21 protein-coding genes are annotated in these 26796 nt (G+C 39.6%); 16 read left to right on the forward strand and 5 right to left on the reverse strand.

All coding sequences use genetic code 11. The features are described from left to right. Positions 1–25 precede the first annotated feature (25 nt). From HWN40_RS10475 to HWN40_RS10495, 5 genes are all read right to left on the reverse strand, one after another. A complete protein-coding gene (locus tag HWN40_RS10475; RefSeq protein ID WP_176965676.1) occupies positions 26–1123 on the reverse strand; it encodes an AI-2E family transporter in 1098 nt (365 codons plus the stop codon). 97 nt (positions 1124–1220) lie between these two features. After that, complete coding sequence (locus tag HWN40_RS10480; RefSeq protein WP_176965677.1) at positions 1221–3206, reverse strand: phosphoadenosine phosphosulfate reductase domain-containing protein; 1986 nt, start codon at positions 3204–3206, stop codon at positions 1221–1223. A gap of 104 nt (positions 3207–3310) precedes the next feature. Continuing rightward, positions 3311–4684: an NADPH-dependent glutamate synthase gene (gltA, locus tag HWN40_RS10485; protein WP_176965678.1), complete on the reverse strand. Its 1374-nt coding sequence runs from the start codon at positions 4682–4684 to the stop codon at positions 3311–3313. Beyond that, a complete protein-coding gene (locus tag HWN40_RS10490) occupies positions 4684–5526 on the reverse strand; it encodes a sulfide/dihydroorotate dehydrogenase-like FAD/NAD-binding protein (RefSeq protein ID WP_176965679.1) in 843 nt (280 codons plus the stop codon). Before HWN40_RS10490 ends, gltA begins: the two co-directional genes overlap by 1 nt. Before the next feature lie 93 nt (positions 5527–5619). Beyond that, positions 5620–6744: an RNA-guided endonuclease InsQ/TnpB family protein gene (locus HWN40_RS10495; RefSeq protein WP_176965680.1), complete on the reverse strand. Its 1125-nt coding sequence runs from the start codon at positions 6742–6744 to the stop codon at positions 5620–5622. 246 nt (positions 6745–6990) lie between these two features. On the opposite strand from HWN40_RS10495, the gene HWN40_RS10500 reads away from it, so the two are divergent. The 16 genes from HWN40_RS10500 (at position 6991) to HWN40_RS10575 (ending at position 26794) form a co-directional block, all read left to right on the forward strand. Continuing rightward, the gene (locus HWN40_RS10500) at positions 6991–8367 is read left to right on the forward strand and encodes a mannose-1-phosphate guanylyltransferase/mannose-6-phosphate isomerase (protein ID WP_176965681.1); all 1377 of its coding nucleotides are present in this window, start codon (positions 6991–6993) and stop codon (positions 8365–8367) included. A gap of 116 nt (positions 8368–8483) precedes the next feature. After that, positions 8484–9494: a sugar phosphate nucleotidyltransferase gene (locus HWN40_RS10505; RefSeq protein ID WP_176965682.1), complete on the forward strand. Its 1011-nt coding sequence runs from the start codon at positions 8484–8486 to the stop codon at positions 9492–9494. An 11-nt stretch (positions 9495–9505) separates the two neighbouring features. Next, complete coding sequence (locus HWN40_RS10510; RefSeq protein ID WP_176965683.1) at positions 9506–10441, forward strand: UDP-glucuronic acid decarboxylase family protein; 936 nt, start codon at positions 9506–9508, stop codon at positions 10439–10441. Positions 10442–10476: 35 nt separating this feature from the next. Continuing rightward, positions 10477–11511, forward strand: coding sequence for a GDP-mannose 4,6-dehydratase (gene gmd, locus HWN40_RS10515; protein WP_176965684.1), 1035 nt, complete (start codon positions 10477–10479; stop codon positions 11509–11511). Positions 11512–11611: 100 nt separating this feature from the next. Further along, positions 11612–13057, forward strand: coding sequence for a flippase (locus HWN40_RS10520; RefSeq protein ID WP_246275902.1), 1446 nt, complete (start codon positions 11612–11614; stop codon positions 13055–13057). A 112-nt stretch (positions 13058–13169) separates the two neighbouring features. After that, positions 13170–14438 carry a glycosyltransferase family 61 protein gene (locus HWN40_RS10525; protein WP_176965686.1) on the forward strand — a complete coding sequence of 423 codons (1269 nt, stop codon included), beginning with the start codon at positions 13170–13172 and terminating at the stop codon, positions 14436–14438. A gap of 74 nt (positions 14439–14512) precedes the next feature. Next, positions 14513–15292, forward strand: coding sequence for an FkbM family methyltransferase (locus tag HWN40_RS10530; protein WP_176965687.1), 780 nt, complete (start codon positions 14513–14515; stop codon positions 15290–15292). A gap of 1 nt (position 15293) precedes the next feature. Then, positions 15294–16520: a hypothetical protein gene (locus tag HWN40_RS10535; RefSeq protein WP_176965688.1), complete on the forward strand. Its 1227-nt coding sequence runs from the start codon at positions 15294–15296 to the stop codon at positions 16518–16520. A 229-nt stretch (positions 16521–16749) separates the two neighbouring features. After that, positions 16750–17919: a glycosyltransferase family 4 protein gene (locus tag HWN40_RS10540; protein WP_176965689.1), complete on the forward strand. Its 1170-nt coding sequence runs from the start codon at positions 16750–16752 to the stop codon at positions 17917–17919. Between the two features lie 44 nt (positions 17920–17963). Beyond that, positions 17964–19040 (forward strand): glycosyltransferase family protein, encoded by a 1077-nt coding sequence (locus HWN40_RS10545; protein ID WP_176965690.1) that lies wholly within the window; start codon positions 17964–17966, stop codon positions 19038–19040. Continuing rightward, positions 19037–20278, forward strand: coding sequence for a glycosyltransferase family 4 protein (locus tag HWN40_RS10550; RefSeq protein WP_176965691.1), 1242 nt, complete (start codon positions 19037–19039; stop codon positions 20276–20278). Before HWN40_RS10545 ends, HWN40_RS10550 begins: the two co-directional genes overlap by 4 nt. A 116-nt stretch (positions 20279–20394) precedes the next feature. Next, positions 20395–21345 carry a GDP-L-fucose synthase gene (gene fcl, locus HWN40_RS10555; RefSeq protein WP_176965692.1) on the forward strand — a complete coding sequence of 317 codons (951 nt, stop codon included), beginning with the start codon at positions 20395–20397 and terminating at the stop codon, positions 21343–21345. 35 nt (positions 21346–21380) lie between these two features. Further along, positions 21381–22109, forward strand: coding sequence for a glycosyltransferase family 2 protein (locus tag HWN40_RS10560; RefSeq protein WP_246275903.1), 729 nt, complete (start codon positions 21381–21383; stop codon positions 22107–22109). A gap of 36 nt (positions 22110–22145) precedes the next feature. After that, positions 22146–23291, forward strand: a complete 1146-nt coding sequence (locus HWN40_RS10565) for a glycosyltransferase (protein ID WP_176965693.1) — start codon at positions 22146–22148, stop codon at positions 23289–23291. Between the two features lie 57 nt (positions 23292–23348). After that, positions 23349–25862, forward strand: coding sequence for an oligosaccharyl transferase, archaeosortase A system-associated (locus HWN40_RS10570; protein ID WP_176965694.1), 2514 nt, complete (start codon positions 23349–23351; stop codon positions 25860–25862). A gap of 437 nt (positions 25863–26299) precedes the next feature. Beyond that, positions 26300–26794 (forward strand): 3-isopropylmalate dehydratase small subunit, encoded by a 495-nt coding sequence (locus tag HWN40_RS10575; protein ID WP_176965695.1) that lies wholly within the window; start codon positions 26300–26302, stop codon positions 26792–26794. The last annotated feature ends 2 nt before the right edge of the window (positions 26795–26796 follow it).

Below are 26796 nucleotides of genomic sequence, written 5' to 3' on the forward strand. Positions count from 1 at the left end.
TGGCGTAAGGCAAAAAAGGGAAATATCAGTCAGATGTTTCGGTTTCCGAATGTGGTGATACATTATCAGGATAAGCGTAAACATCAGACCCTTCATCCACATATACCCGGTAACCGGCTACAATGGCACCAAGAAGTATTGGTGCAGCAAAGAATCCTGCTATACCGCCCACAAAGGCACCGCCAAGAAAAGCAAGCAGAATCAGTAAAGGATGGATATGCGATTTCAGGCTTGCAAGATATGGGCGCAGGAAAAGCTCAGGCGGAACATAGATCACTATCGATGCTACCACGAAAAACACTACTGCACTTTCGAGACCCTGATCAAGATAGCGGTATACTGAAAGAGCCAGCAGGACCATATATCCCGCAAACATCGGTATCACAGATGCTATGAATATAAGGGCCGACAGTGCCAGTATGTTGGGAAAGCCGAATGCATAGAAGACGATCAACGACAGCAGGCTTACTACAAGTGCTGCCGATGCGTTTCCTATAAAAATACCCTGCAGAATGATATCAAGATGCTCGAAATACCTGATCGCCGAATTTTTCCATTGTGAGGGGACAATATTTATTACTGCATTGTAGAATTTATGGCCATCAGCCAGCAGGAAATAGCACACAATAATTGCTACTATAAGATTAAGACCAAACATCATCAGATTCCATGCATAGGAAAAAATTCCTGCATTGCCTATCAGTGATAAGAAGGAAGTTGAGAAATCCCATATCAATTGTTCTACATTATCGGTGTAACTGGGAGGAATATCAATCGTCCTGAAAGTATCAAGCAAAAAGTTCAGTACCTCTGCCTGATTCTCGATGATCCAGCCGATCTGTCGGAATATCTCGAACAGACCTGAACCTATAATGAAAACCACAGGCACAACAATAAACATTGTTGCGATCAAAGCTCCCATGCGTGGAAACCTGCCAAGTTTGTGGAATATAGGCCTGGAAATGTATGCGAACACAAGCCCCAGAACCAGACCATCTGCAAGGGGCAGAAATATGAATATCTGTATGATCAGAAGTAAAAGAAAGAAAGCACCTATGGCTATCTTCCATTTGGAGTCAAGTATACGTGACACGCCGTCCTTTTGAGTAAAATCTGCCTTCATTCTGTAATATCCCACAATGTATAGATTGCATATTATAATATTCTCGATCTATTAATAACCACCGTACAACCCACATAACAAATGTATTTATAAGTTTTTAAAGTTTACTTTGATATTTTACAACAACACATGAATCAGTGCATTTCCCACAGGATGTGCAACCCTCACCTATGATGATGCCTTTTCCTGCATCAAGGCTGATAAATCCCCGTGGACAGGCATTGATGCATATTCCACACTCTGTGCACTTGTGATTTCTTAACAGTTGTATTGAAGCTTCTTTAAATAGAGCTTCCGCTTTTTCCCTGGTCTCCGAATTTACTACCATACTGCCCGAGGAGAATATCTTCACAGTTGAAGAATACCTTTCGGTGAACAGCAGACCTAATTCCTCTGAAAGACTGGTTTTTCCCAGGATATTCATGATATTGGCAGTCCTTTTCATGGAAAGACCACTGATTGCCCCCTCGATAGTATAACCACTGGCCTTGCAGGGAGAAATACCCGAAGTTATCTTAATATCAAAAAAACTCTCGGGAATTTCAAAAGAGGCGGATATTCCCATCTCTTTACATAGCTTGATCATCTTTGGAGGAAGTTCTTTCCAGCGCCACATACCATGAGCTACAAACTCTTCAGGCATACCTGCTCCTTTAGCCCAGCCCAGAAGGAAAGAATGCCAGCGACCGTAAAGTTCGGGGTGCAGATCCTTCAGACGCATGTACTCTGCGGAAAGTGCAGCAGGGCACAGGTAACAGCCCACCCTTTCAAATCCCATATCATAAAGAGGATTATACTGCAAGCCTCGCCAGTAAATATATAGCCAGACTTCTATTGCCCTCCAGTCCTTTATCGGAAAAATGTTGAGCTGCCCCGGTACAAAGGGATTGTTCTCACTGGTGGCGATCTTTGACCTGCTGAAAGATTCATACTTCCTTTTACCGTCAATGGTCAGACAAACTGGAGCAGTTTCCAGACACTGTTCCATAGCCTCGTTCGCAGGTGCAAGCTTGCAGATCTTACAGCACCACCTGAAATCTTTTGCAGGAGGGCCAAAGGTTTCCACATTATCCCAGAATCCAGTGGATGCTTTTTTTTCTATCAGTTCGATGCCATTATTACTGCAATATTCATGTACAAAATCCACGGTTTCCGGGAATTCAATACCCGTATTCAGGAAAAACGCCTTAACATCCCTCTTCCGAAGAGCGCTTGTAACCAGGTCCAGTATCACAAGACTATCTTTTCCACCACTGAATGAGACATTTACAGGAAGTGATCTGTAATGCTTCTGGTTTGCTATCCCCTTAATCGTGTTCATGGCATTTTTACCGAGGGTCCTCAGATATTGTACGTTTGCAGCTATCACCTCATCCATTGTCGAAAACCGGGAATTTAGGGCAACTTTCTGTGAATCCAGTTTCCGTACCTTCAGGACCGGACCTTCATATTTCCGGAAGTCTTCCGCATCACAGTATGCTACTCCATAGCCTGTCAGGTTTTCAGAAACAACAAGTATATAGTCTCCGCTTTTTATGCCAGCAGACATGTTCTCGATCATATCAGAACTAAGTTTTTTTCCGTTCAGATGTTTCCTGCTTTTCTTTATAGTGACGACTTTATTGCTGCAATGACAAAGAAGTATTTTAGCACCCTGAACCATCGGCTCGAAAGTGTAATCCATTAACTGCAAATCAAACCTCAGGATGCCAAAGAACAGACCATCCACAATAACCTCATCGGTCTTGTCATCCCCGGGGATTTTGTTCAGCAGCACAATGCGTTCATCAATGGGATCACAGGAAAAAGACTTCATTAGCTGTTCATGAAGAACCTGCCTTTCATAAGGAGAGCAAAACCTCACATCCGCGGGTTGGGATAAGGAAATCTTTAGTCCGTTTTCCCCGCAACTGCAGCATTTTTCTTCGATAAGAGGAACGTTACACCCGTCACACCAGAAAATAAAATCCTTTTCATTATCCGCATGTCTTGGGCTTGAGTTTTTCGACCTGCGTCCTTTAGAACCAGCACCGGAAAAACTGCTTTTTGAGGTTTTACGTCTATAAGATCTGCTTTTATTCATTGAACCTGTACCATTTGTTACTTCACTTAGAGGATAATAAAATTATAAAATAAGAATTCAGTCCGCAGAAGCGGACCATGTTTTACTGTATAGAGAGCCGGAGTTCAGTTATTCTTGAGATACTCATTGATGGTCTTTGCAGCGAGCTTACCTGCACCCATGGCACTGATAACAGTCGCCGCACCGGTAACTGCGTCACCGCCTGCACAGACATTTTCCAGAGAGGTCTTCCCGGAATCATCTACAACTATCGTACCACGAGAGCCAACTTCCAGACCTTCGGAACCCGAGAGGATCATTGGATTAGGAGAAGTACCTATGGCAATGATCACAATATCCGCATCAATGACAAATTCGGAGCCTTCTACCGACACAGGTCTTCTGCGGCCGGACTCATCAGGATCTCCAAGTTCCATCTTAATGCACTCGACACCTTTGACTGTCATGTTCTCGCCTTCGAGGATACGCACAGGGTTTGTAAGCAACCTGAACACAACGCCTTCTTCCTTTGCGTTCTCAATCTCCTCTTTTCGTGCAGGAAGCTCATCCTCACCACGGCGATAGACTACACTCACCTCATCCGCACCAAGACGAAGGGCACTGCGTGCTGCATCCATGGCGACATTACCTCCGCCTACTACGATAACACGCTTGCCTCTTTTGATAGGAGTACCATAATCCGGGAAACGGTATGCTTTCATTAGGTTTACTCTTGTGAGAAACTCATTTGCAGAATAAACCCCATTGAGATTCTCTCCTTCAATACCCATGAACTTTGGCAGGCCAGCGCCGGTTCCAAGGAAAACCGCATCAAATTCATTCCTTAGTTCGTCAAGGGTCTTTATCTTACCTATGACATAATCCACCTTGACATCCACACCGAGCTGTTTAATATAGTCCACCTCTTCCCTGACAATTGCCTTGGGAAGCCTGAACTCGGGTATACCGTAGGTGAGCACTCCACCGGTGTCATGTAATGCCTCATAGAGAGTAACTGCATGCCCGGCTTTTGCCAGATCAGCTGCTGCTGTCAGTCCTGCTGGCCCGGCGCCTATGACAGCTACATTCTTGCCTGTAGGTTCTGCTTTTACAGGAGCTTCCACACCTTTCTCTCTTTCCCGATCAGCACAGAAACGCTCAAGTCGTCCTACAGCAACTGGTTCGCCTTTCTTTGCAAGCACACAGTACTGCTCACACTGCACTTCCTGCGGACACACCCTCCCGCATACAGCAGCCAGAGAATTGGTTTCTTTGATAGTGGCAATGGCTTTATCGAATTTGCCTTCCTTTACCTGAGCAATAAAGCTCGGGATATCGACATTTACCGGACAGCCTTCAACACACTTTGGATTCTTGCATTCAAGGCAGCGTGCAGCTTCAGCAAGTGCCTGTTCCTCACTATAACCCAGGGCTACTTCGTCAAAATTCTCAACCCTCTTTTCAGGATCCTGATGAAGCATTTTTTCTCTTGCTGCCATCAGTTACCACCCCTGCAGGTGCATTCATGATTTTCAAGACATTCGGACTCCTCATTGCGATACAGTGCAAGTCTGCTCATTAGCAGGTTAAAGTCCACCTTATGTGCATCAAATTCCGGTCCGTCAACGCAGGCAAACTTGGTCTCGCCACCGACGGATACCCTGCAGCCACCACACATACCGGTACCGTCGATCATTATCGGGTTAAGGCTGACAATGGTTTCCACACCATAAGGCTCTGTCATACCTGCTGCCACTTTCATCAGAATTGGAGGACCTATGACAACTATCCTCGTAACATCCTCGCCGCTGTCAAGGATCTCTTTTACAACATCGGTCACAAAGCCATGATGTCCTTTGGAACCGTCATCTGTGGCCACATGAAATTCATCGCTTGCAGCCTCCATCTCATCCTCGAGTATGAGCAGATCCTTGCTTCTGGCACCAATTATTGATATTACCTTGTTTCCTGCTTCACGATATGCCTTCACCTGAGGATAAACTGGAGCTATACCGACACCGCCACCTACAAGGATGACTGTGCCAAGCTTCCTTACATCAGCAGGGGTTCCGAGCGGACCCACTAAATTCTGAAGCTCATCCGCCTCATTCATCTTTGCAAGCTGCTTTGTGGTCTTTCCCATTTCCTGGAATATAATAGTCACATATCCTTCTTCTGCATCGAAATCGGCAATTGTCAGAGGAATACGTTCACTTGTTTCATCGATTCGCAGGATTATGAACTGCCCGGCCTTTGCTGCCTTTGCAACATCCGGTGCCAGGACTTTCATGAGGTGAACCTGGGGAGCGATCTGTTTTTTCTCGAGAATTTTGTATGGCATGTGATCACGTTATAAAGATTGATAATTCGGGATAGAAATCTGTGCATATGATTGGATTTCTAGTACTTAAGAGTTAAGTGACTGCTCCCACGACTAAAGTGCGTGGGCTTCTACGGATTTAATACCGACAGATTGCAATCCCAATCTGAGAATGTTGATAGCGGCATTGTGGTCACGGTCTAAGACCAGACCACAGCTATTACATTTGTGTGTTCTATCTGCTAATTTTTTATCAACCAACAGACCACACCTTGAGCACATCTTAGAAGTATTCGCAGGGTTAACAAATGCAACTAAAGAACCAGCACTTTCAGCCTTGTACCTTGTTGCAGTGATTAACATGTTCCATGCGGCATCTGCTATGCTCTTTGCAAGACAATGATTTTTAAGCATGTTTTTGATGCTCAGATCCTCGAAGACAATGAAAGAATATTCATCTACCAATTGTCTACTTAGCTGGTGAATGAAATTATAACGCTTGTTTGCGATTCTTTCATGTACTCTCTGTACTATCCTTATAGCTTTTTTATGTTCATAAGAACCTTTTGGAGCTTTGGATAACTTACGTTGAGCCTTAGCAAGTTCTTTTTCTTCCAGGCGGAAAAAGCGAGGATTTGGTATTGTTGTACCATCGGACAATGTAGCGAAACTCGATAAACCTACGTCAATGCCTACAACTTGTTCCATAGTTTGTTCTGGGATTTCTATATCTTCACATTCTGTTATTATGGAAACATACCACTTTTTGTATGCGGAGCGTCTGACAATGATCCTTTTAATGTCACCTTCGACCTCTTGATGCACCTTTACACGTACATTTCCGATTTTAGAAAGGTATAACAGATTTCTATCGAGTTTAAATCCCATTTGAGGATAAGTGAAGCTGTCGTACCAACCTTTGCCTTTGAATCGAGGGTATCCGGGCTTTTCTCCGCTCCTTATACGCCTGAAAAAGTGTTTAAAGGCAAGGTCTACTCTTTCCTGTACTTCCTGAAGGGTTTGAGAGAACACTTCTTTATAATCTGGATTCTCTTTTTTCCATTCAGGAAGTAGTTTGTTGAGAGTATATTTTGATAACGTTTCTCCCCTTTCTTCATAAGCAGTTTTTCGTTCCGCTAAAGTACGATTGTATACTTGTCTGCATATCTCTAAGCTACGCTCCATCTGCTTTTGTTGTGATTTAGTAGGATAGATACGGAACTTGTATGTCTTACGCATTATACTTCAATATGCTTTAGTTGCGTAAAAAAGTTGTGATAACATTAGATTAATTAAAGGGTTGGGTACGATTCATCCCACAGCCAAAGCAGTGGGCCTTCTCTACCCCTACACCCCGTCAATCATAAGGCAGGTTGAGTAAAAGCCCTTCAAATAAAATACGTGAAATCACTTTGAATTGTGCCCGGATATTCGTATGCCTATTTATATCAAGTGAACAATTTCCACATAGGATAAAGAGGAGGAATGTGCATCAAATCAATAATTCTTGCAGGCGGATCCGGAACCCGCCTCTGGCCACTGAGCAGAGAACTGTATCCTAAACAATTCCTGAAGATAAAAGGAAACTCTCTTTTTCAGGATACCGTTTCAAGATGTCTGCAGATCTCGGACATATCGGAGATCTATGTAGTCACAAATGAAATGCACAAATATTTTGTTATAGGCCAGGTTGAGGAACTGGGTCATGAGATACCCGATGAGAACATTCTCCTTGAACCAGAAGGCAAAAACACACTCCCTGCAATCTGTTATGGCATAAAGGAAATTGAAAAGGCACATGGAAACTCCGTGGTAGGCGTTTTCTCTTCAGACCATGTACTGGATAATGATGCAATGAAAACAATATCAGGTGCAGAAAAACTTACTTCAGATCATCTTGTAACTTTTGGGATAGTACCCACTCAACCACATACAGGTTATGGATACATAAAGCCGGGAGAGGAACTTGAAGTTGGCAGAAAGGTCTTAGAATTCAGAGAAAAACCCTGTCTTGAAGATGCAGAGAGATACATTGCAGAGGGTTGTCTCTGGAACAGCGGGATGTTCCTTTTTGATACCGACATTTTTCTGGAGGAATTGAAGAGCCTGGCTCCAGATGTGTGGAATGCTTTTGACGGATCATCAAATATTAAAGAGATATATGACAGAATGCCTAACATCTCAATAGATTATGGAATCATGGAAAAATCCTCCAGAGTAAGTGTTGTGGAACTTGAGCACAAATGGAGCGATCTTGGTAACTTTGATGCACTCTATGCTGAATCCGAGAAGGATACCAATAACAGCTGTACTCTTGCATGTGAAAATGTCTGTGTCGATTCCAACAACAATTTTGTATATTCAAAGGACAACAAACTTGTTTCACTCATAGATATAGATGATATGATCGTTGTAGATACAAGCGACGCATTGCTTGTATGCCCTCGCAAGAGCAGTGAAAAGGTCAAAAGTGTTGTCAACACCCTCAAACAGAGAAACGATGAGCGCGTGAATATCCACGATACAGTTTACAGGCCATGGGGATCATACACATTGCTGGAGAACTCCGGTGGACACAAAATAAAGAACATTGAAGTCCTGCCCGGTAAAAAGCTGAGTCTGCAGCTGCACCACCACAGAAGTGAGCACTGGGTTGTGGTCAAAGGTATGGCATGTGTGGAAAATGATGATCAACAGTTCTTTTTAAGACAGGGAGAGAGTACTTATATCAGAGCCGGTACAAAGCACAGGCTTTCAAATCCCGGTAAACTGCCTCTGGAGATAATTGAGGTGCAACTGGGAGAGTATGTGGAAGAGGATGATATTGTCAGGTTTGATGATGAGTATGGGAGAGTTAAATAATCCTAGAAATTATCATTTCAGTTGAATTTATGATTACTCTGCCAAACAAGGTATGAACTGAAATATATAAATAGTAACATATATATATATAGAGGCCTAAAATACGGAGATTAAAAATGAAGGTCATCATTCCCGCTGCAGGTACAGGAACAAGATTATTCCCCCACACTCATACAAAACCAAAACCAATGGTGTATATAGCGGGTAAACCTATTATTGGCCATATTCTCGATAGAATGGTTGACCTTGAGCCTGAGGAAGTGATACTTGTTGTTGGATATCACAAAGAACAGTTAAAGTCATACGTGAACAAAAACTATGCCAATATTTTCAATATCAGATATGTCGAGCAAAAAAACAGACTTGGTCTAGCCCATTCGGTATATGTCACACAGAAGCATGTTGTTGAATCGGATATCATGATAGCCCTTGGAGACATGATATTCAAAGCCGGATATCGTGAATTCCATGACAAACATATTAAAAACAAAAAATGTGCAGGTTCGATAGGGGTACGGGAAGTGGATGAGCCTAAGAAGTATGGAATTGTAGAATTTGAGCAGACCACATCATGTATTAAAAAACTTGAGGAAAAGCCTGAAAAGCCTGCATCTAATTTGGGGATTGCGGGAGTATACTTTATTAAAGATACACCTGCACTATTCGAAGTCCTTGAGAATATGATCAAGAAAGATATGAGGTCTAGGGGAGAATACCAACTAACAGATGCTCTTCAGCAAATGATAAATCAGAACTGCAAATTGAAGATCTTCGAAGTTTCAAGCTGGTATGATTGCGGTCATGCTAAATCACTCCTTGAAACAAATCGGGTACTATTAGATGAAAAAGAAAACATAAGTTTAGAGTATCTAAGTGAGGATTCTGTGATAATACATCCTGTAGCTATTGGAAAAAATGTCAAGTTCACCAACTCGGTCATAGGACCTTATGCATCAATTGCAGAAGGTACTGTTGTAGAGAACTCTATTATATCAAACAGTGTTATAGGCTCAAGGACATGTATTTCAAATGTGAATTTACAGTCATCCATAGTAGGAGATGATGCAAATGTCATAGGAAAACACAACTCTTTAAACATAGGAGACTCATCTACTATTGAATTTTGAAGAGTGATATCATGAAATCAATTGTAACCGGCGGTGCAGGGTTTTTAGGGTCACACTTATGTGACCTATTAATTGAAAAGGGACACGAAGTAATTTGCATTGATAATCTGGTGACAGGCGATACGAGAAATCTTGCTCACATCGAATCTGATAAATTCAAGTATATCAAACATGACGTAACTAAGCCAATATATTTTGGCGATAAGATAGACTTCATATTTCATTTAGCAAGCCCTGCTTCTCCTGTTGATTACCTTGACTTACCAATTCAGACTTTGAAAGTCGGAGCATTAGGGACATATAACATGCTTGGACTTGCAAAGGAACAAGGTGCTAGATTACTGGTGGCTTCAACGTCTGAAGTATATGGTGATCCCCTTGTAAACCCACAACCTGAAACTTACTGGGGAAATGTGAACCCCATTGGACCAAGAGGAGTATATGATGAGGCAAAACGCTATGCTGAAGCTATTACCATGGCATACCATAATCACCATGGAATAGATACACGTATTGTGCGCATATTCAATACTTATGGTCCTCGTATGCGAGCAGGTGATGGAAGAGTAGTTCCTAATTTTATAAATCAGGCACTGAAAGGTGAAGATTTAACCATATACGGGGATGGAAGTCAGACACGCTCTTTTTGCTATGTATCAGATCAGATAGACGGAATATATAGATTGATGATGTCAAACTGCAGTGAACCTGTTAATATTGGAAATCCCATAGAGATGAGCATACTGGAGTTTGCAGAAGAGATATTGAGAATAACTGGTACTGATTCAAAGATAATATATGAGAGTCTTCCTATTGATGATCCAAAGGTCAGAAGACCTGACATTAGCAGAGCTGAAGAAGTTCTCGGGTGGAAACCAAAAATAGACCTGACAGAGGGATTAAAAAAAACAATTGATTTTTTCAAATCGAATATAGAACCATTTTAAAAAACTATTTAGCTCATACTAAAGAGGCTTAACACATGACAAAAACTGCTTTGATCACCGGTATTACTGGGCAAGATGGTGCATATCTTGCAGAATTACTGCTTAACAAAGGATATATCGTGCATGGCATCAAAAGAAGATCATCTTCATTTAATACAAAAAGAGTGAACCACCTTTACAAGGACCCGCACGAAAGGAATGTCAACTTCTTCATGCACTATGGAGATCTCACCGATTCTACCAACCTGATTAGAATCATCCAAGAGGTGCAGCCTGATGAAATATACAATCTTGCTGCTCAGAGCCACGTGCAGGTTTCATTCGAGACGCCGGAGTACACTGCAAACTCCGATGCTATCGGAACTTTGAGACTTCTTGAAGCCATACGTATCCTAGGAATGGAAAATAAGACAAGGTTCTATCAGGCATCAACTAGTGAACTCTATGGTAAAGTCCAGGAAATACCTCAAAGTGAAAACACTCCATTCTACCCAAGAAGCCCATACGCGGCTGCAAAACTGTATGCCTATTGGATCACAATAAACTACCGTGAAGCATACAACATGTTTGCATGCAATGGAATTCTATTTAACCATGAGTCTCCAATTCGTGGTGAAACTTTTGTGACAAGAAAAATAACAATGGCAGTTGCAAATATCAAGAGAGGGGTCCAAGAGAAATTATACCTTGGGAATCTTGATGCAAAAAGAGATTGGGGGTTTGCAGGAGATTACGTTGAAGCCATGTGGCTCATGATGCAGCAGGATGAACCTGATGATTATGTGATAGCCACAGGCGAGACACATTCTGTAAGAAATTTTGTTGAACTTGCTTTCAGGGAAGTCGGGATTGACATAGAATGGAAAGGTCAAGGAATCAATGAGGTTGGAATAGATTCATCTACGGATAAGGTTCTGATCGAGATTGATCCAAGATACTACAGACCAACCGAAGTCGATCTATTGATAGGCAATCCGAGAAAAGCCCGGGAAAAGTTGGGATGGAAATCTGGTTTAAGCTTTGAAGATCTTGTAAAGATGATGGTTGAAGCGGATATGAAAATTTCATAGATTTAGCCATCAGCATGAGTTAAATAGAATCGAGATTGATGATTTCCCCTCACAGATAACCAAAATTATGCCCATATTCAGCAAATTGATCTCCAAAATAATGGGTATTGAAGAAATACAAAGGCAAAGTATAATATCTTTCGGCGGTCAGATTGTACTTACGATAATTGGTTTTTTGAGCACAATCTATTTTGCACGCACAGTAGGCGCATCAGTCCTTGGTGCATATTTTCTTTTCATGGCCTATCATAACATCATTGGCATGGTTACTGATGGAGGGATTGGCGGTGCTGCAATAAAAAGGATCAGTGAGGGTGAAGAACAGAATGAATACTTTAGTGCGGCCCTTGTATTGCGCCTGTTTGTCACATTATCGATATTAATACTGATAATAGAACTTCGCGATTATTTTGTTGATCTGGACAATGCAGGTATTTTTTTGTGGCTTTTGGCGGCACTCGCATTATCGATGCTTAAAGGGCCACTGTATAGTGGCATAGCAGGTTGCGGAAAAATGGGGATTCATGCAACCGGAAATTACATCGGGGATATATCAAGGATTTTATTTCAGATAATGGCAATTTTCCTAGGATATGAGCTGGCCGGGTTGGCCGGTGGATTTGTTGTCGGGATTATTGTTTCGATAACAATTGCGTTACGTTTTTTTGACCTGCATGTTACTTTATTTGAGTGGAGACACATAAAAAACCTGTCAACATTTTCCTTCTGGTTATTTTTGACTTCCAGTGGGATACTGGTGTATTCTTATGCAGACAGAATTATGATCGGCTACTATCTTGAAAATGCGGACGTTGGTATTTACCAGATAGCAGTCCAGTTTGCTGCACTCGCATCATTTTCAACTATTGCACTTCGCTCGACCCTATGGCCAAAGATAAGTCGCTGGGGAAAAGAGCAAAAAATAGGACTAATTGAAAAATCACTTTCCAAAGCAATTAATTTCTCATTGACCTTGGCTATACCGGTAATGATAGGCGGGATTCTTGTAGGGGATAAATTACTTTACGGACTCTATGGACCCGAGTTTTCAGAAGGGTATATCACACTTGTATTGATTTTAATAGCTCAAATAATGAATGTATTCCAATATTTATTCAATACGTATCTTGGTGCACTGGATTTCCAGAAAATGTCTTTCAAAGCAACTACCATAGGTGCTATTGGAAATGTGATTTTGAACATCCTTTTAATCCCAGTGATAGGAATCGACGGAGCTGCATTAGCAACATTAATAACACTAGCTCTAAACTCCATATTATTAAAAAAATATTTATCAAATATTATATCGATTGATATAGAATATCCCAGTGTGATCAATATCCTGATAGCTTCCGGATGTATGGCAGTTTTCCTGATATTATACCGGCTTCTGGGAAGCACTTCAAGCACATCACTGATAATTGTTCCTGTAATCCTTGGTGCAATAATATACTTTTTCATTTTGATAAGAATTGATGCAAATATAAAAAAGGAACTAAAAGAAATTGCGATCCAGACTCATCTGCCATGGCCTAAGTGGCTCTAACGAATCGAATAAATAATAGTATATGTAAGTGAACTTGAATAATGGCATTATATAAATCTCACTTATATAGTATAATCAATGATACAGTCTGAACAGTAGGTGTAGAGAATTTATGGATGAGTCTTCTTCAAAACAGTATATAGTTAGCAAAACAAAATCTCTACGTCAAAGAGAGAAAAACCAAACACTGTGGAAAGTATTGTTTATCTTAGAACAAATTATCATCGGTGGTAAAAACCGAAGAATTGTAACAAATACATTCATTAAAAAACTTAAACATTTCATAAATCTTCACCGCCCATCTCCTTATCATCCAAAGGGGATAATATACTCTGTAGAGAAATGGTTTGAAAATGGGATTCACCCACAAATGGAGGGAAGCTGGAGAAAAACGATTGTTCCTGAAAATAAAGTGTTCAGAGAAAAGGCCAAAAACATAAATGGAAGGTTAGATTCTCCTCTTGACAAATGGCATGGATACCACTCATATCCACCAGCTTATCTTTGCTTGCTTAAAAATGCAAATATAGTCAATGAGAATGGAGTGGTGATATCTTATGATAATAAAGTTTATTCGGATTTTACCTATCAGATAGGTAAACCAATAGAAAAAAATGATGTATTCAGATCCCATATTAGAAAACCTGAAAATAAAATGGGTTGTTTCGCAACCATTACGTCTTCTGAAAGTTCAGGTTATTTCCACTGGATGCTGGAATGTTTGCCTCGACTAAAATTAATTGAGAACTATACTGATGATATTGATTTTTTGATAGTTCCTGATAACTTGAAAAAATTCCATATTGAAACACTTGATCTTGTGGGATTCCCGAAAGAAAAATTATATCGCATCAAGAATGGTATGAACATTCAATGTGAAAATCTCTTTGTACCCTCACTACCAATAAGAGACGCACTTATGTCAACATGGGTCTGCGACTTTCTGAGAGAATCTTTTGTTCCAGAATACATAGCAAATCCACATCGGTTGATATATATATCCAGAAAAGATGCACTTTACAGAAAAATAGAAAATGAAGACGAAGTTGAAGGTTATCTCAAAGAAAAAGGATTCGAAATACTCCAAATGTCAAAGCTTTCTTTTAAGGAACAAGTTAGAGCCTGTGCAGAAGCGAAGATTGTAATCGGACCTCATGGAGCTGGACTGACAAACATAGTATTCTGCAGAAATGCTAAAATCCTTGAGCTCTTTTCCCCTTCTTACCTTGGAGGGTTTTCTATACTTGCTAACCATGGAAGAAATGAATATTGGTATCTTTTAGGTGATGATACTCCCGGCAATTCGCCTCCCTCATGGAGAAATTTCAGGATTGACATCAAAGACCTGGATTTAACATTAAACAATATGCTAAAAGAATGATATAAATAAACAATTTAGTTTTAGGATATTTCATATTTGTTAAGATACAAAAGGATTTCTGAGGAAGTAAATAAATGATAATAAAAAATAAATCTCTAAAGTATAATATTGCGAAGAAACTTTATCATTTATCGGTTAAAATTGATAACTCAGGTAATAGCAACTTTGAAACAAATGGTGAAAAAAGGTTTATAAGAAATCTTTTTGAAGATTTGAAGAATAGAGATTCGCTGATTCTATTAGATGTTGGTGGAAATATTGGCGATTATACACAAATGTTATTTGAAAATGCAATTAAATTAAATGGAACTTTCCAAATACATGTTTTTGAACCAACTAGATATTGTTATTCCATGCTATCAAAAAGATTTCGAGATAAAAGAATATTATTAAATAACACTGCATGTTCAAACATAAATCGATCTGCAGAAATATATTATGATCCTGAAGGAAGTGGTTTGGCATCAATGTATAATCGCAATTTGAAAGCAATCGGAAATGAACTTAAAATAAAAGAAATGGTAAAAACCCAGAGATTAGATGATTACATAAAAAAGTGTAATATTGATCATATTGACTTCATTAAAGTGGATGTTGAAGGACATGAGAAAGCTGTATTTGAAGGAATTGGAGATTTTTTGAATCCTAATTTTGTTGATTATATTCAATTTGAGTATGGAGGAGCAAGCCTTGACAGTATGACTTCCCTTATGAACCTTTATGAAATTTTAGAGTCCAAAGGATTTATAGTAGCAAAAATATTGCCTGATTCGCTTCATATCAGGGAGTACTCAGCATTTTTAGATAATTTTGAATATTCAAATTATGTAGCTATTTCTAAGAGACTAATCTAGCATGATACAAATCTACCCATCCATAGACCAAAAGCTCAAATGCCCTATCTGCATTCAAGAAACTAAGGCAACCAAAATTGTATGGCAAGGTATACACGTAGGTGTTGAATCCACATGCAAGGTATGTCAGAGAAGATTTTTTCAAGATTTGCATGTTGGACATTCAACATCAAAGCCATGTAGTGTGGATCTTGATAGTTTCCAACTTTTTTGTGATAACGATCCAAAAGGTTGGTACTCAGAGCCATTGAGAGAATCCATAAAAAGTCCAAGTAACAAACATTTAGACTTTAAAAAAGAGATATACTCGGCCAGTGATAAAGTAATAATCTTAAATTGTATCGATTATTTGTATGGGCATTCTCTCCTTAAATTATTAAACGCTGAAAGACATTTAAAAAACCATCCCGACTATGGATTGATAGTTATTGTACCAAAATATCTGGAATGGATGACCCCAAAAGGTATTGCTGAAAAGTGGATTTTCGATATCCCTTTAAAAGAAGGTAAGGAATATTTCATTGATTTTAATGAGAAGATACAAAATGAACTTCAGAGATTCTCAACTGTTTGCCTTAGTAAAGCGTGCGCTCATCCATCTGATTTTGATATAACTAATTTTACTGGAGTAAAAAAGCATGATTTCCAAAAAGATGAGTTTAGAATATCTTTTATCTGGAGAGAAGATAGAACTTGGATAAATAGTCTAGTTTTAAATAAAGGAATTAATAAGTCTAAAAACAACATACTTAAAAATATACTATTGAATTGGCAAAAACGAAAAATAGTGAAGTTATTTTCAGGACTTAGAAAAACATTTCCTAACGCAAAATATACTGTTGCGGGAATTAGCAAACCTGAAAAATTTCCAAGTTGGATTGATAATCAGATAGTTCAAAAATTAGATGAAAATCTGGAAAAAAAGCTCTGCAATGTTTACTCAGAAAGCAGAGTAATAATTGGAGTGCATGGCTCAAATATTCTTTTGCCTTCAGCTCACGCAGGAATGACCATAGACCTTATGCCAGAAGATAGATGGGGAAACTTTGCACAGGATATCCTGTATCAGGAAAAAGATGCTAGAATTAGTAGTTTTAGATATAGGTATGTGCCTATCAATCAAAAAGTTAAATCTCTTTGCAAAATTGTTATCTGTATGATACAAAACCGAAATGGTTTTTATGAAAACATGTCAGAAACCATATTTACTAATGTAGATCAATTCTAACACTCTAGTAGAATAGGAAAAATATGTTAAACTTTATTCCAGCACCGTTATGATTTGGGATACAGTCTTCATTATATTGAAAAAAAATCAAAGGAAAAGATTCATACATTAAGGAAGATAATTTGGTTTCGTTTAAACTCAATAATTAAACCTTGATATTTTATGATGATTGATGATTCTATAAAATGACCATATTCCAAATTAAAACAAGATCAATGCAGGTACAAAAATGAAAGTACTTCACTACATTAGTGACTTTTCTCTTCCTTCCGAGACCTTCATTTATGATTTAATCAATAACCTAGAGAAATCGAACAACTCCCAAAATTGGATTATAACTCATCGTAGACATTTAGAACATGAAAGGCCCTTTGAAAAGACAATTATCATTAAAACACATCTTTTCAACAAAATATTACATAAAGTGGGAGATTACCATGGGTATAAAATGAATAAGCATGAAGAAGTACATGATGTGATAAATGCTATTCAACCCAATATAATACATTCTCATTTTGGACCGAATGGCATACGCATGAATAATCTACTCATAAATTATGGATTTAATATCCCTCAGGTTGTATCTTTTCACGGTATGGATGTTAATACTTTACCTCATTACAGGCGAGGATATCTGAAATATATTCAAAGTCTTGGGGAACAAAATAATGTTTATTTCACGTCACCGTCTTATTTTTTAATGAATAAGATAATAAAACTTGGGATACCACCAAACAAAATATTTTTGCTGAAAAACTCATTTAACCCTTCTTTTTTGGAAAACAAGAAAACAAACTATTTCCGACATGGCGATGTCTTTAAGATTCTCAATGTCGGAAGGCTTGAAACTGTGAAAGGTCAAATATACCTCATAGAAGCATTTTCAATATTCTCAAATCATTACCCGAATAGCAAATTAACAATAATCGGGCAAGGTTCTTTAGAACAAAAATTAAAACAAAAAGCCAAAGTTCTTGGAGTAGAAAATAAGATTATCTTTTTGGGTAGAGTTCCACACCAAAAGATGCCAAAAATTATAGCTGATCACGATTTATATGTGCAACCTTCGATTGTGAACGAAAAAGGAGAAGAAGAAAGTTTTTCGGTTTCTACCCTTGAAGCAATGGCAATTGGTTTGCCCGTTATTGCCTCCAAAGTAGGTGGTCTTCAAGAATTAGTTAAAAATAACGGTGGATCTTTAGTAAATCCTGAAAATAGTGAAGAACTTGCAAATGAAATGTGTGCAATTGAAAAGAAAATCTCCAAATCAATTTACGAAAATAACAGAAACAAAGTGATTGAATTATATTCCCCTGAAAGAATAACCGACGATATGATAAGCATATACACTGAAATATTACAAAAACACAATTCAAACCACGTTTATCAAAATATTTAGCTGAAACTAAAACTGAACTTATGTTTAAAATATGAGGTCAAAGTGTGAAAATATTTGTCCACGTAACAGCATCAGCCATAGATAAGATGCAAAATAACAAGATATTCACCGGAGAAAAGAATTATCATGAAATGTTGTATGCTTTGCTTAGCTGGGGATCTGCATCCCTCATGGGTATAGAAAAAGAGAAATTAGGGAATGAATATTTTGTATCTATTTCAAATTCCAAATATCTCCAGAATATGTGGACAGAAGAGCAAAGCATAGAATTAAAGCACAATACAGATTGGCAAACAGATATTTTGAAAAAACAAATCGAAATTTTTGATCCAGATATTTTATATACTGTTAATCCATCCTGGATCGGCAAAAATATCGATAAACTCCCAGATATAAGAGTCTTCGCAGCATGGAGAGCGGCTCCTATAAGAAGCAAAGAAGATTATTCATGCTTTGATGTAGGTCTATCATACGCACCAATTTATATGGACCTGATGAAAAAGCATGGAATCTCTAATGTAGAACACATGGATTTTTCATTTGACCCGGAAGTAAAAAAACGTCTCGATCAAATGGACTTGGAAAAACAGAATGATATCTGTTTTGTTGGAAGATATGGTAAGATGTTCAATCATCGGAATAAGCTACTCTATGATGTTTATCGCAAATTTAAGGATAACAATTCAATTGCATACCATCTACTCACCGAAAAAAGGTTTTGTGGGCTTATACCGCAGTTACCATGGAGAATGCTAAATGCCGTTAATGAGCCCGTTTTTTTGAATGAGCTGCTTGAAGTATTTGCCAGATCAAAAATTGTAATAAATTGCCATAGTGACATAGCAGGTCAACACAAAGGTAATATGCGAGTATTTGAAGCATTAGGAACTGGATCCTTCATGCTTTCAGACAAAGGGATTTATCCAGAATTCCTTAAAGACGGAGAGGATTTTATCAGTTATGAAAATACCGATGATCTTTTAGATAAAATTGAATACTATCTTAAGAATGAAGACGAAAGAGAAGAGATAGCCAAACATGGTTATGAAACGATCTGCAAGTATTATTCCACTGAAGCTGGAAGTAAGAAGCTTAGATCAATATTCGAGGATTATTTGTGAGCACAAAAGTTCTCCATGTAACTGCCGGTGACCTAACAGAAGGAGCTGCCAGAGGTGCATACTGGCTACATCGTGGACTTTTAAATAATAACATTGACTCAAAAATCTTAGTCCAGAATACTGATGGTAAAGACCCAAAAGTAAAACAGGTTTATGACAATAGATTTCACGACCTTTCAGTCCTGTCAGGAATTGGCCTGGACCGTTTACCAACACTATTTTACTGGAAGCGGGATAAATCAATTTTCAGCACAGGCATAAGTGGAGTTGATATTAGAAAATTAAGTGATTACCAATGGGCAGACATAATCCACCTGCATTGGATCAACAATGGCATGATAAATGTCAGAATGCTTAAAGAGATTGACAAACCGATAGTCTGGACGATGCGCGATATGTGGACAATGACAGGGGGCTGCCACTATGCCGGCGAATGCAAAAGATATGAAAAAAGATGTGGACACTGCCCAAAACTGAAAAGCAATACTGAACATGATCTCTCCAGATACGTATTGAAGCGCAAAGAAAGATATTATACAAAAAATCTACACCTTGTGGCTATAAGTAGCTGGTTAAAGGAGTGTGCAGAAAATAGCTATTTGCTAAATGAATTTGATATAGAAATAATCCCAAATGCAGTTGACACAAAGGATTTTTTCCCAACTGACAAAAAGATAGCCAGGGAAAAACTGGGATTACCCGACGATCGAAAAGTAATTCTTTGCGGTGCTACAAGTATTCATGACAAATACAAGGGTTTCGATAAGTTTCGAGATTCAATAAAGTATCTGGATGACAGGTATTCCTTTCTATTCTTTGGAGAAACAAATTATGAAGAACTTGACAGGCTTGACAGGGAATATAAAACCCTGGGATTCCTGAAAGAAAACAAAAGTCTAAGACTTGCTTATTCTGCTTCCGATGTGTTCGTTGCTCCGTCTGTCCAGGAAGCTTTTGGAAAAACATTGATCGAAGCAATGGCGTGTGGCACTCCAGTTGTTGCTTTTGATGCCACCGGTCCAGGAGATATTGTCGGTCATAAAGAAACGGGCTATCTGGCAAAGCCTTTTGTTCCTGAGGATCTGGCCAGAGGCATCAGGTGGGTGCTGGAAGATGATGAGAGAAGATCAAATTTAACACAGCAATCCACAAGGAAAGTAGAAGATTGTTTTACAATAGACGTTATAGCTCAACGTTATGCCGAGTTATACAAAAATCTATTAGAATTGAATCTTTAGAGTTTGTCATCCTATTGCAATCAAACCTTAAAGCTTGAAACGAAAAATGGATTATACAAATAGCAATAATTATCTACCCTGAAACAATTTATAACTTACTTGAGTTGAAATAATAAATGTTAAAAAATTCCAAAATCTACATCGCAGGCCACCGTGGAATGGTAGGCTCGGCCATAAAAAGAAACCTTGAATCCAGAGGTTACACAAACCTGCTACATCGCACCCACAGTGAACTTGACCTGACAGACCAGTGGCAGGTAAATGAGTTCTTCGAGTCTGAGAAACCAGAATTTGTCTTCCTTGCAGCCGCAAAAGTTGGTGGGATACTTGCAAATAGCACATATCCTGCCCAGTTCATATACGAGAACCTCATGATCGAGGCAAATATCATCAATGCAGCTTATAAGTACAATGCCAAAAAACTGCTTTTCCTTGGTTCATCCTGCATCTATCCTAAATTCGCACCCCAGCCCATGAAAGAAGAATACCTACTTACCGGAGAACTGGAAGGAACAAATGAAGCTTACGCCATAGCCAAAATTGCCGGAATCAGGTTGTGCAAGCATTACAACCAGCAATATGGTACCAATTTCATGTCCGTGATGCCCACAAATCTCTATGGTCAGAATGATAACTTCAATCTTGAAACATCCCATGTAATGCCCGCACTTATACGTAAGTTCCATGAAGCAAAAATAAATGCTAAACCAGAGGTAGTAATCTGGGGAACAGGCTCCCCAAAACGTGAATTCCTTCATGTTGATGACATGGCTGACGCGTGTATATATCTCATGGAGAACTATGATTATTCAGATACTGCTGAATTTGTGAATATAGGCACGGGAAAAGACCTTTCCATTAAGGAACTTGCAAAGATGATCAAAGATATCGTGGGATACAAAGGAGAGATTGTCTATGATCGCACAAAACCTGACGGGACTCCACGCAAATTATTGGATGTAAGCAGGCTCCATGGACTCGGATGGAGAGGGAAGATAACCTTACGGGAAGGCATTGAACAGACCTACAAATGGTACCTCGATAACCACAAAGATAAAAGGAGCTGAGTTCCATAAGTGGCACCAATGACTCGAAAGTTTCCGTGATAACTGCCTGTTTCAATAGCGAGCAGTTTATTGAAGAGACGATTCAAAGTGTCCTGGATCAAAGCTATCCAGACATAGAATACATAATAGTAGATGGCAGATCTTCCGATGGCACCATGGAGATCGTAAAGAGATACGAGGACAGTATCTCAAAGATTATCAGTGAGCCTGATGAAGGTGTTTACGACGCAATGAACAAAGGGATTCAGAATTCTACAGGAGATATCATATATTTTCTGAATTCCGGTGATCATCTCCACAGCAAAGACACTATCAGCAATGTCATTGAAATGTTCTCAGATGATTCTGTTGTTACGGTCTATGGAAATGTCAGGATGATCGGGCAGGACGGACAAAAGAAGAATGTAAGGGGTTGCAGGGTAACATTGAACAGCCTGCTCTACCGGCGCATCTGCCACCAGGCATTGTTCGTCCGAAAGGAACTTTTCGACGAGCTGGGTCTTTTTTCTTTGGAACTTAAACTCTCGGCAGATCATGAATTCATAGTCCGGGCATTCAAAAAGTATCCCCATGGCCTGATATATATGGACAAAACACTAGCTGAGTACAGAGACGACGGCATGAGTTGCAGGCAGATGACAAGAACAAAAATCGAGGATCTGGGCATAATTGCGAAAAATTATGATCGAATACATCATCTCTTTGGCGCGATTATTTGTGGTATCGTGATATTGAAATACAAAATCAAGGCATTTATATCTTGAATTATATTATAAATGTACCTCTAAAGAGAATCTGCCATGAATATTCTGGTAATTCCAACCACTGACTGGATAAAGCATCCTGTCCCTAATAGACTGAACTTTATCTTTGATAAGATTGCACAAAAACATAACGTTCATGTCATCTATTTCAGGCTGAAGAGATTCGAGAACCAGACTCCGAGAAAAACAAAATGCAAGCTGCATGATGTGACTCTTTTCAATATGGATGACCCTTCCTCATACTATCTTGCCAACAGTTTTTTTCATTTTTACAAACTGTACAGCATCATAAAGAAGGAAAATATCGATGTGATAGTTTCTGCCAACATATTGCCTGCCTTTTTAGCGAATTTCGTGAAAGGAAGTAAACCTATAATCTTTGATTATCTGGACCATTACGAGGAATCGGCTGCTACATATTATCCAGATACTTTCTTCGGGAAGATAGTCAAAGGAGGTGTGAGGTCCATAATACGATACAACCTTATAAAAGCAGATTCTGTCATAACGGTAACTCACGAGTTTAAACGATTCCTCAACTCAGTAGGTGCCCGTGACGTGCATGTGATTCCAAACGGAGTGGATACATCTGTTTTTGAACAGCTTGATACTGAAGAAGCTAAAATGAGTCTTGGACTTGAAGGCAATGTTATCGGCTATGTAGGCTCACTTGAGTACTGGGTCGACCTGGAAACGGTGATCGAGGCACTTCCTGAGCTTGACGTTAAATTGCTTATTGTAGGACCTGGCTTGTTTACTGATTATGGAGAAAAGATAAAAGAACTTGCAGAAAAGCTGGATGTAATCGACAAAATCATATTCACAGGCAGAGTTGAGTACGATCAGCTTTACAGATATATCTGTGCAATGGATATCGGGCTGAATCCCCTGAAGCACGTGAAGAAAAATGAGATAACTGTGGGGGGAAAAGTGTTCAATTACCTTGCATGCGGGAAACCTGTGCTAACAAGCAGGATGACTGCCCTTGAAAATCTTCTTGGTGATAGTCTTTTCTACTATGACGACAAGTATACATTTGCAAAAATAGTCAGACAAATTCTGAAAAAAGATACCGAAAATGAAAAATATATTGAAATTGCCAAAAAATATGACTGGAAAAACATTGCAGAGGAATACGAGGAAAGGTTGTTTATCGCTGCAGTAAATGAAGACAATACATGAGACTTTATGAAATGCTAATTTTTAAACACAATAATATTCTTGATAATGGGTGCAACTATGGAGAATAACAAACCGGACAGAGATATAAAAAGCCAGATAAAAAACAGCTGGCCTTACATGGTCCTGATTTCATTTATAGCACTTGTTGCTTTTTACATAAGAATCAGACCATCAGAAAGTGTGTTCATATCCGAGGACTTCATCAGGTTCGGGGGCAACGACCCCTGGTATCATATGCGTATGGTATACACTCTCCTTGAAAATTATCCTCGCGGCATGTTCTATAACCCGCTTACGAATTATCCTTCAGGCAGTTACATCCATTTTGGCCCGCTTTTTGACCAGATGATAGCTTTCGTAGTAATGATTATAGGAGCAGGCAGCCCGGGCACAGAACTTGTAAACACCTTCGGGGCTTATTTTCCTGCAATCCTTGGTGCTCTGACAGTTATACCGGTATATTTTATAGGCAAATATGTCGGTGGTCACAAAACAGGAATAATTGCTGCCTTGCTTATCGCTGTAGCACCCGGACAATTCCTTTCGCGCTCGATCATAGGTTTTACCGATCATCATGCTGCAGAAACATTATTTAGTACTCTTTTTATGATGTTCTTCATGCTTTCTGCGATTAAGGCAAAGGAGAAAGAAATCGGTTTTATTGACTTAAAAAGTAAGGACTGGAAAAAATTGAAGTCACCATTCATACTTGCTGCTATAGCGGGTGTTATGTATGCAGCCTTCCAGCTAATATGGCCTGGTGCGCCCTTATTTGGCCTTATAATTGTGATTTTTGCTGCAGTCCAGTATACGATTGATCATCTCAATAATAGATCAACCGATTACTTGGGAATGATTGGAATTACAACTTTTCTGATAGGAATGATCCTGATAGCTCCATTCATTCATCCTGAAATGGGTGTTTCAACATTCTTTTACTCATGGTTCCATGTAATATCAGCAATTGCAGCAATTGGCGCATTTGTGTTCATGAGTTTACTGCATAAAGAACTCAACCGAAGGAAATTCAAACCTTACATGTATCCCATTGTACTGGTTTCCTTACTGCTTGTAGGACTGATATTCACAAGAATAGTGGCACCTTCCATATATTCATTGGCAATAGATACTCCGGCTATTATATTCGGGATTAAAACAGGTGGTGCTGCCACAATTGCAGAAGCTTCTTCAATATTCTACTCTGGAGGAAACTTTACACTTCAGAATGTATGGTACAATTTTGCAGTTGGTTTTTACCTGTCAATTATCGCAATGCTTATGCTGGCTTATAGCGTAGCCAGAAAACACAGACCACAGGAAACACTCCTTCTTGTCTGGAGTTTTTTCATACTACTTGCAATCTACGGACAAAACCGTTTTGCATACTATTATTCAGTGAATGTTGCAATACTCAGTGCATATTTCGCAAGCAAAATCCTAAATATATCAGGCTGGGAAGATTTAGAAAATGCTTACAACAGAAAGATTCAATCTATAAGCGAAATAGGACCGTTCCTTAAAAATAATCTCAAAATCCACCATATATTATCACTAGCTTTGATCCTTCTTATTGTTGTATACCCAGGCTATTCTCTGGCAATGCAGCAATCCCAGGGAACAGGTGGACCTAATGGATACTGGATAGAATCTCTTTTATGGATGAACGAAAGCACTCCGGATCCTGGAATGGATTTTTATGCAATATATGAGGCACCTGAAAAAGGAGAGATTTTTGACTACCCCGACTCAGTCTACGGAGTGATGTCCTGGTGGGATTATGGACATTGGATCGAGACAATAGGCCATCGAATACCTAACGCCAACCCCTTCCAGGCAGGAATTGGTGGCCGCAGAAACAGCATTGAAGAAGAAAATCAACCAGGTGCTTCAACATTCTTCACAGCCCAGTCTGAAGAAGAAGCAACCGCAGTCCTTGAAGCGGTTCACCCAGACCCTGATAAGGCAGGTGCACGTTATGTAGTCTCTGACGTTGAGATGGCCACCGGTAAATTCTATGCTATGTCAGCCTGGACACTTGATACGGATGGGTATTATCAATCAGTTCAAACTAATGCCGGATACCAGTATGTGCCAGGGGAGAGATATTTCAACTCTATGGAAGCAAAACTGCACATCTTTGATGGTACTGGTCTGCAGCAGTACCGTATGGTACACGAATCACCCATAGGAAACACCCAGGAACCAGGATATAAGAATGTCTATAACGTGCTATACGGAGGCAGCCTGGCGGAGATCAATACGGGATACGTCAAAATCTTCGAGTACGTAGAAGGCGCACAGGTAACAGGCACAGCACCCGAAGGTGAGACCGTCACCATCAGCAGCACGATCCGTACCAGCCAGGGACGCACGTTCATTTACTCTCAGTCAGAGACCTCTGATGGAACTTACTCCTTTACTGTACCATACTCCACAGAAGGTCCGATATCAGGAGAGACACAGTTCGATACCGCACCGACCGGACCTTACACCATAAGCTATGGTGGCACACAGGAAGAGGTTAGTGTCAGTGAAACAGATGTGCTTGAAGGAAATGTGATAGAGGTTTAAACCCATCACATCCCTTCCAGCACACTTCTTTTTTATCAGTTAATAATGCAGTTCAATAGAATTTCTGGTCAGATGATCAACATAATTCTGGTAAAAACAATTGTCAAACTAATTACAATGCGACCACCCGCCGCAGGCGGCGCGCTCCTTCGCTGCTGTAACGAAAAATGTTATTCAGTATCCAAACTAGAGACCTTAAAGTTGCAATCGCAGGCTTTTTACAGAGAAACTCATATAGAAATCCTGTAGAAAAAGTGTTCAAAGGATATTCTGTAGATTATTTTCTTTCATCCTGCGGGAAAACGCCGGCTTCGCCGGGCCCTCCGGGATGGTTTGAGTTTTTCATGATCCTGGTAAGTTAACACAGCCCTAGAAAGATATTCATCTCTCCGCTATATAGAAATAGCATTATGTAGAACCTAGCCCAAAGTGAGAACATGGACAGAATAATCAAAGGAAAAGCATGGGTATTCGGGAATGATATCGATACTGACGTCATAATACCCGGGAAATATCTCCGTACCACCGATATGCAGGTATTTGCAGACCATGCAATGGAAGGTGTGGATCTGGATTTCTCCAAAAAAGTGCAGAAGGGAGACATCATCGTTGGCGGAGACAACTTCGGATGCGGCTCATCCAGGGAGCAGGCGCCTCTTGCACTTAAACATGCAGGAGTATCATGTGTTGTGGCAAGGTACTTTGCCAGGATATTCTTCAGGAATGCCATAAATGTCGGACTCCCACTTATAGAAGCTGATGTTGAGTGTAAGGAAGGGGACGAGCTCGAAATAGACCTTCTGGAGGGTACTGTGAAAGTGAACGGCAAGATTTACCAAGGAAACAAGCTTCCTGACTTCCTGCTGGAGATACTCACCGATGGCGGGCTTGTGCCACACAGGAAAAAGTTGCAGAAGCAGGAGAGCGTTTAACT

Origin of the sequence: Methanolobus zinderi (genome assembly GCF_013388255.1) — an archaeon.
Taxonomy (GTDB): Archaea; Halobacteriota; Methanosarcinia; order Methanosarcinales; family Methanosarcinaceae; genus Methanolobus; species Methanolobus zinderi.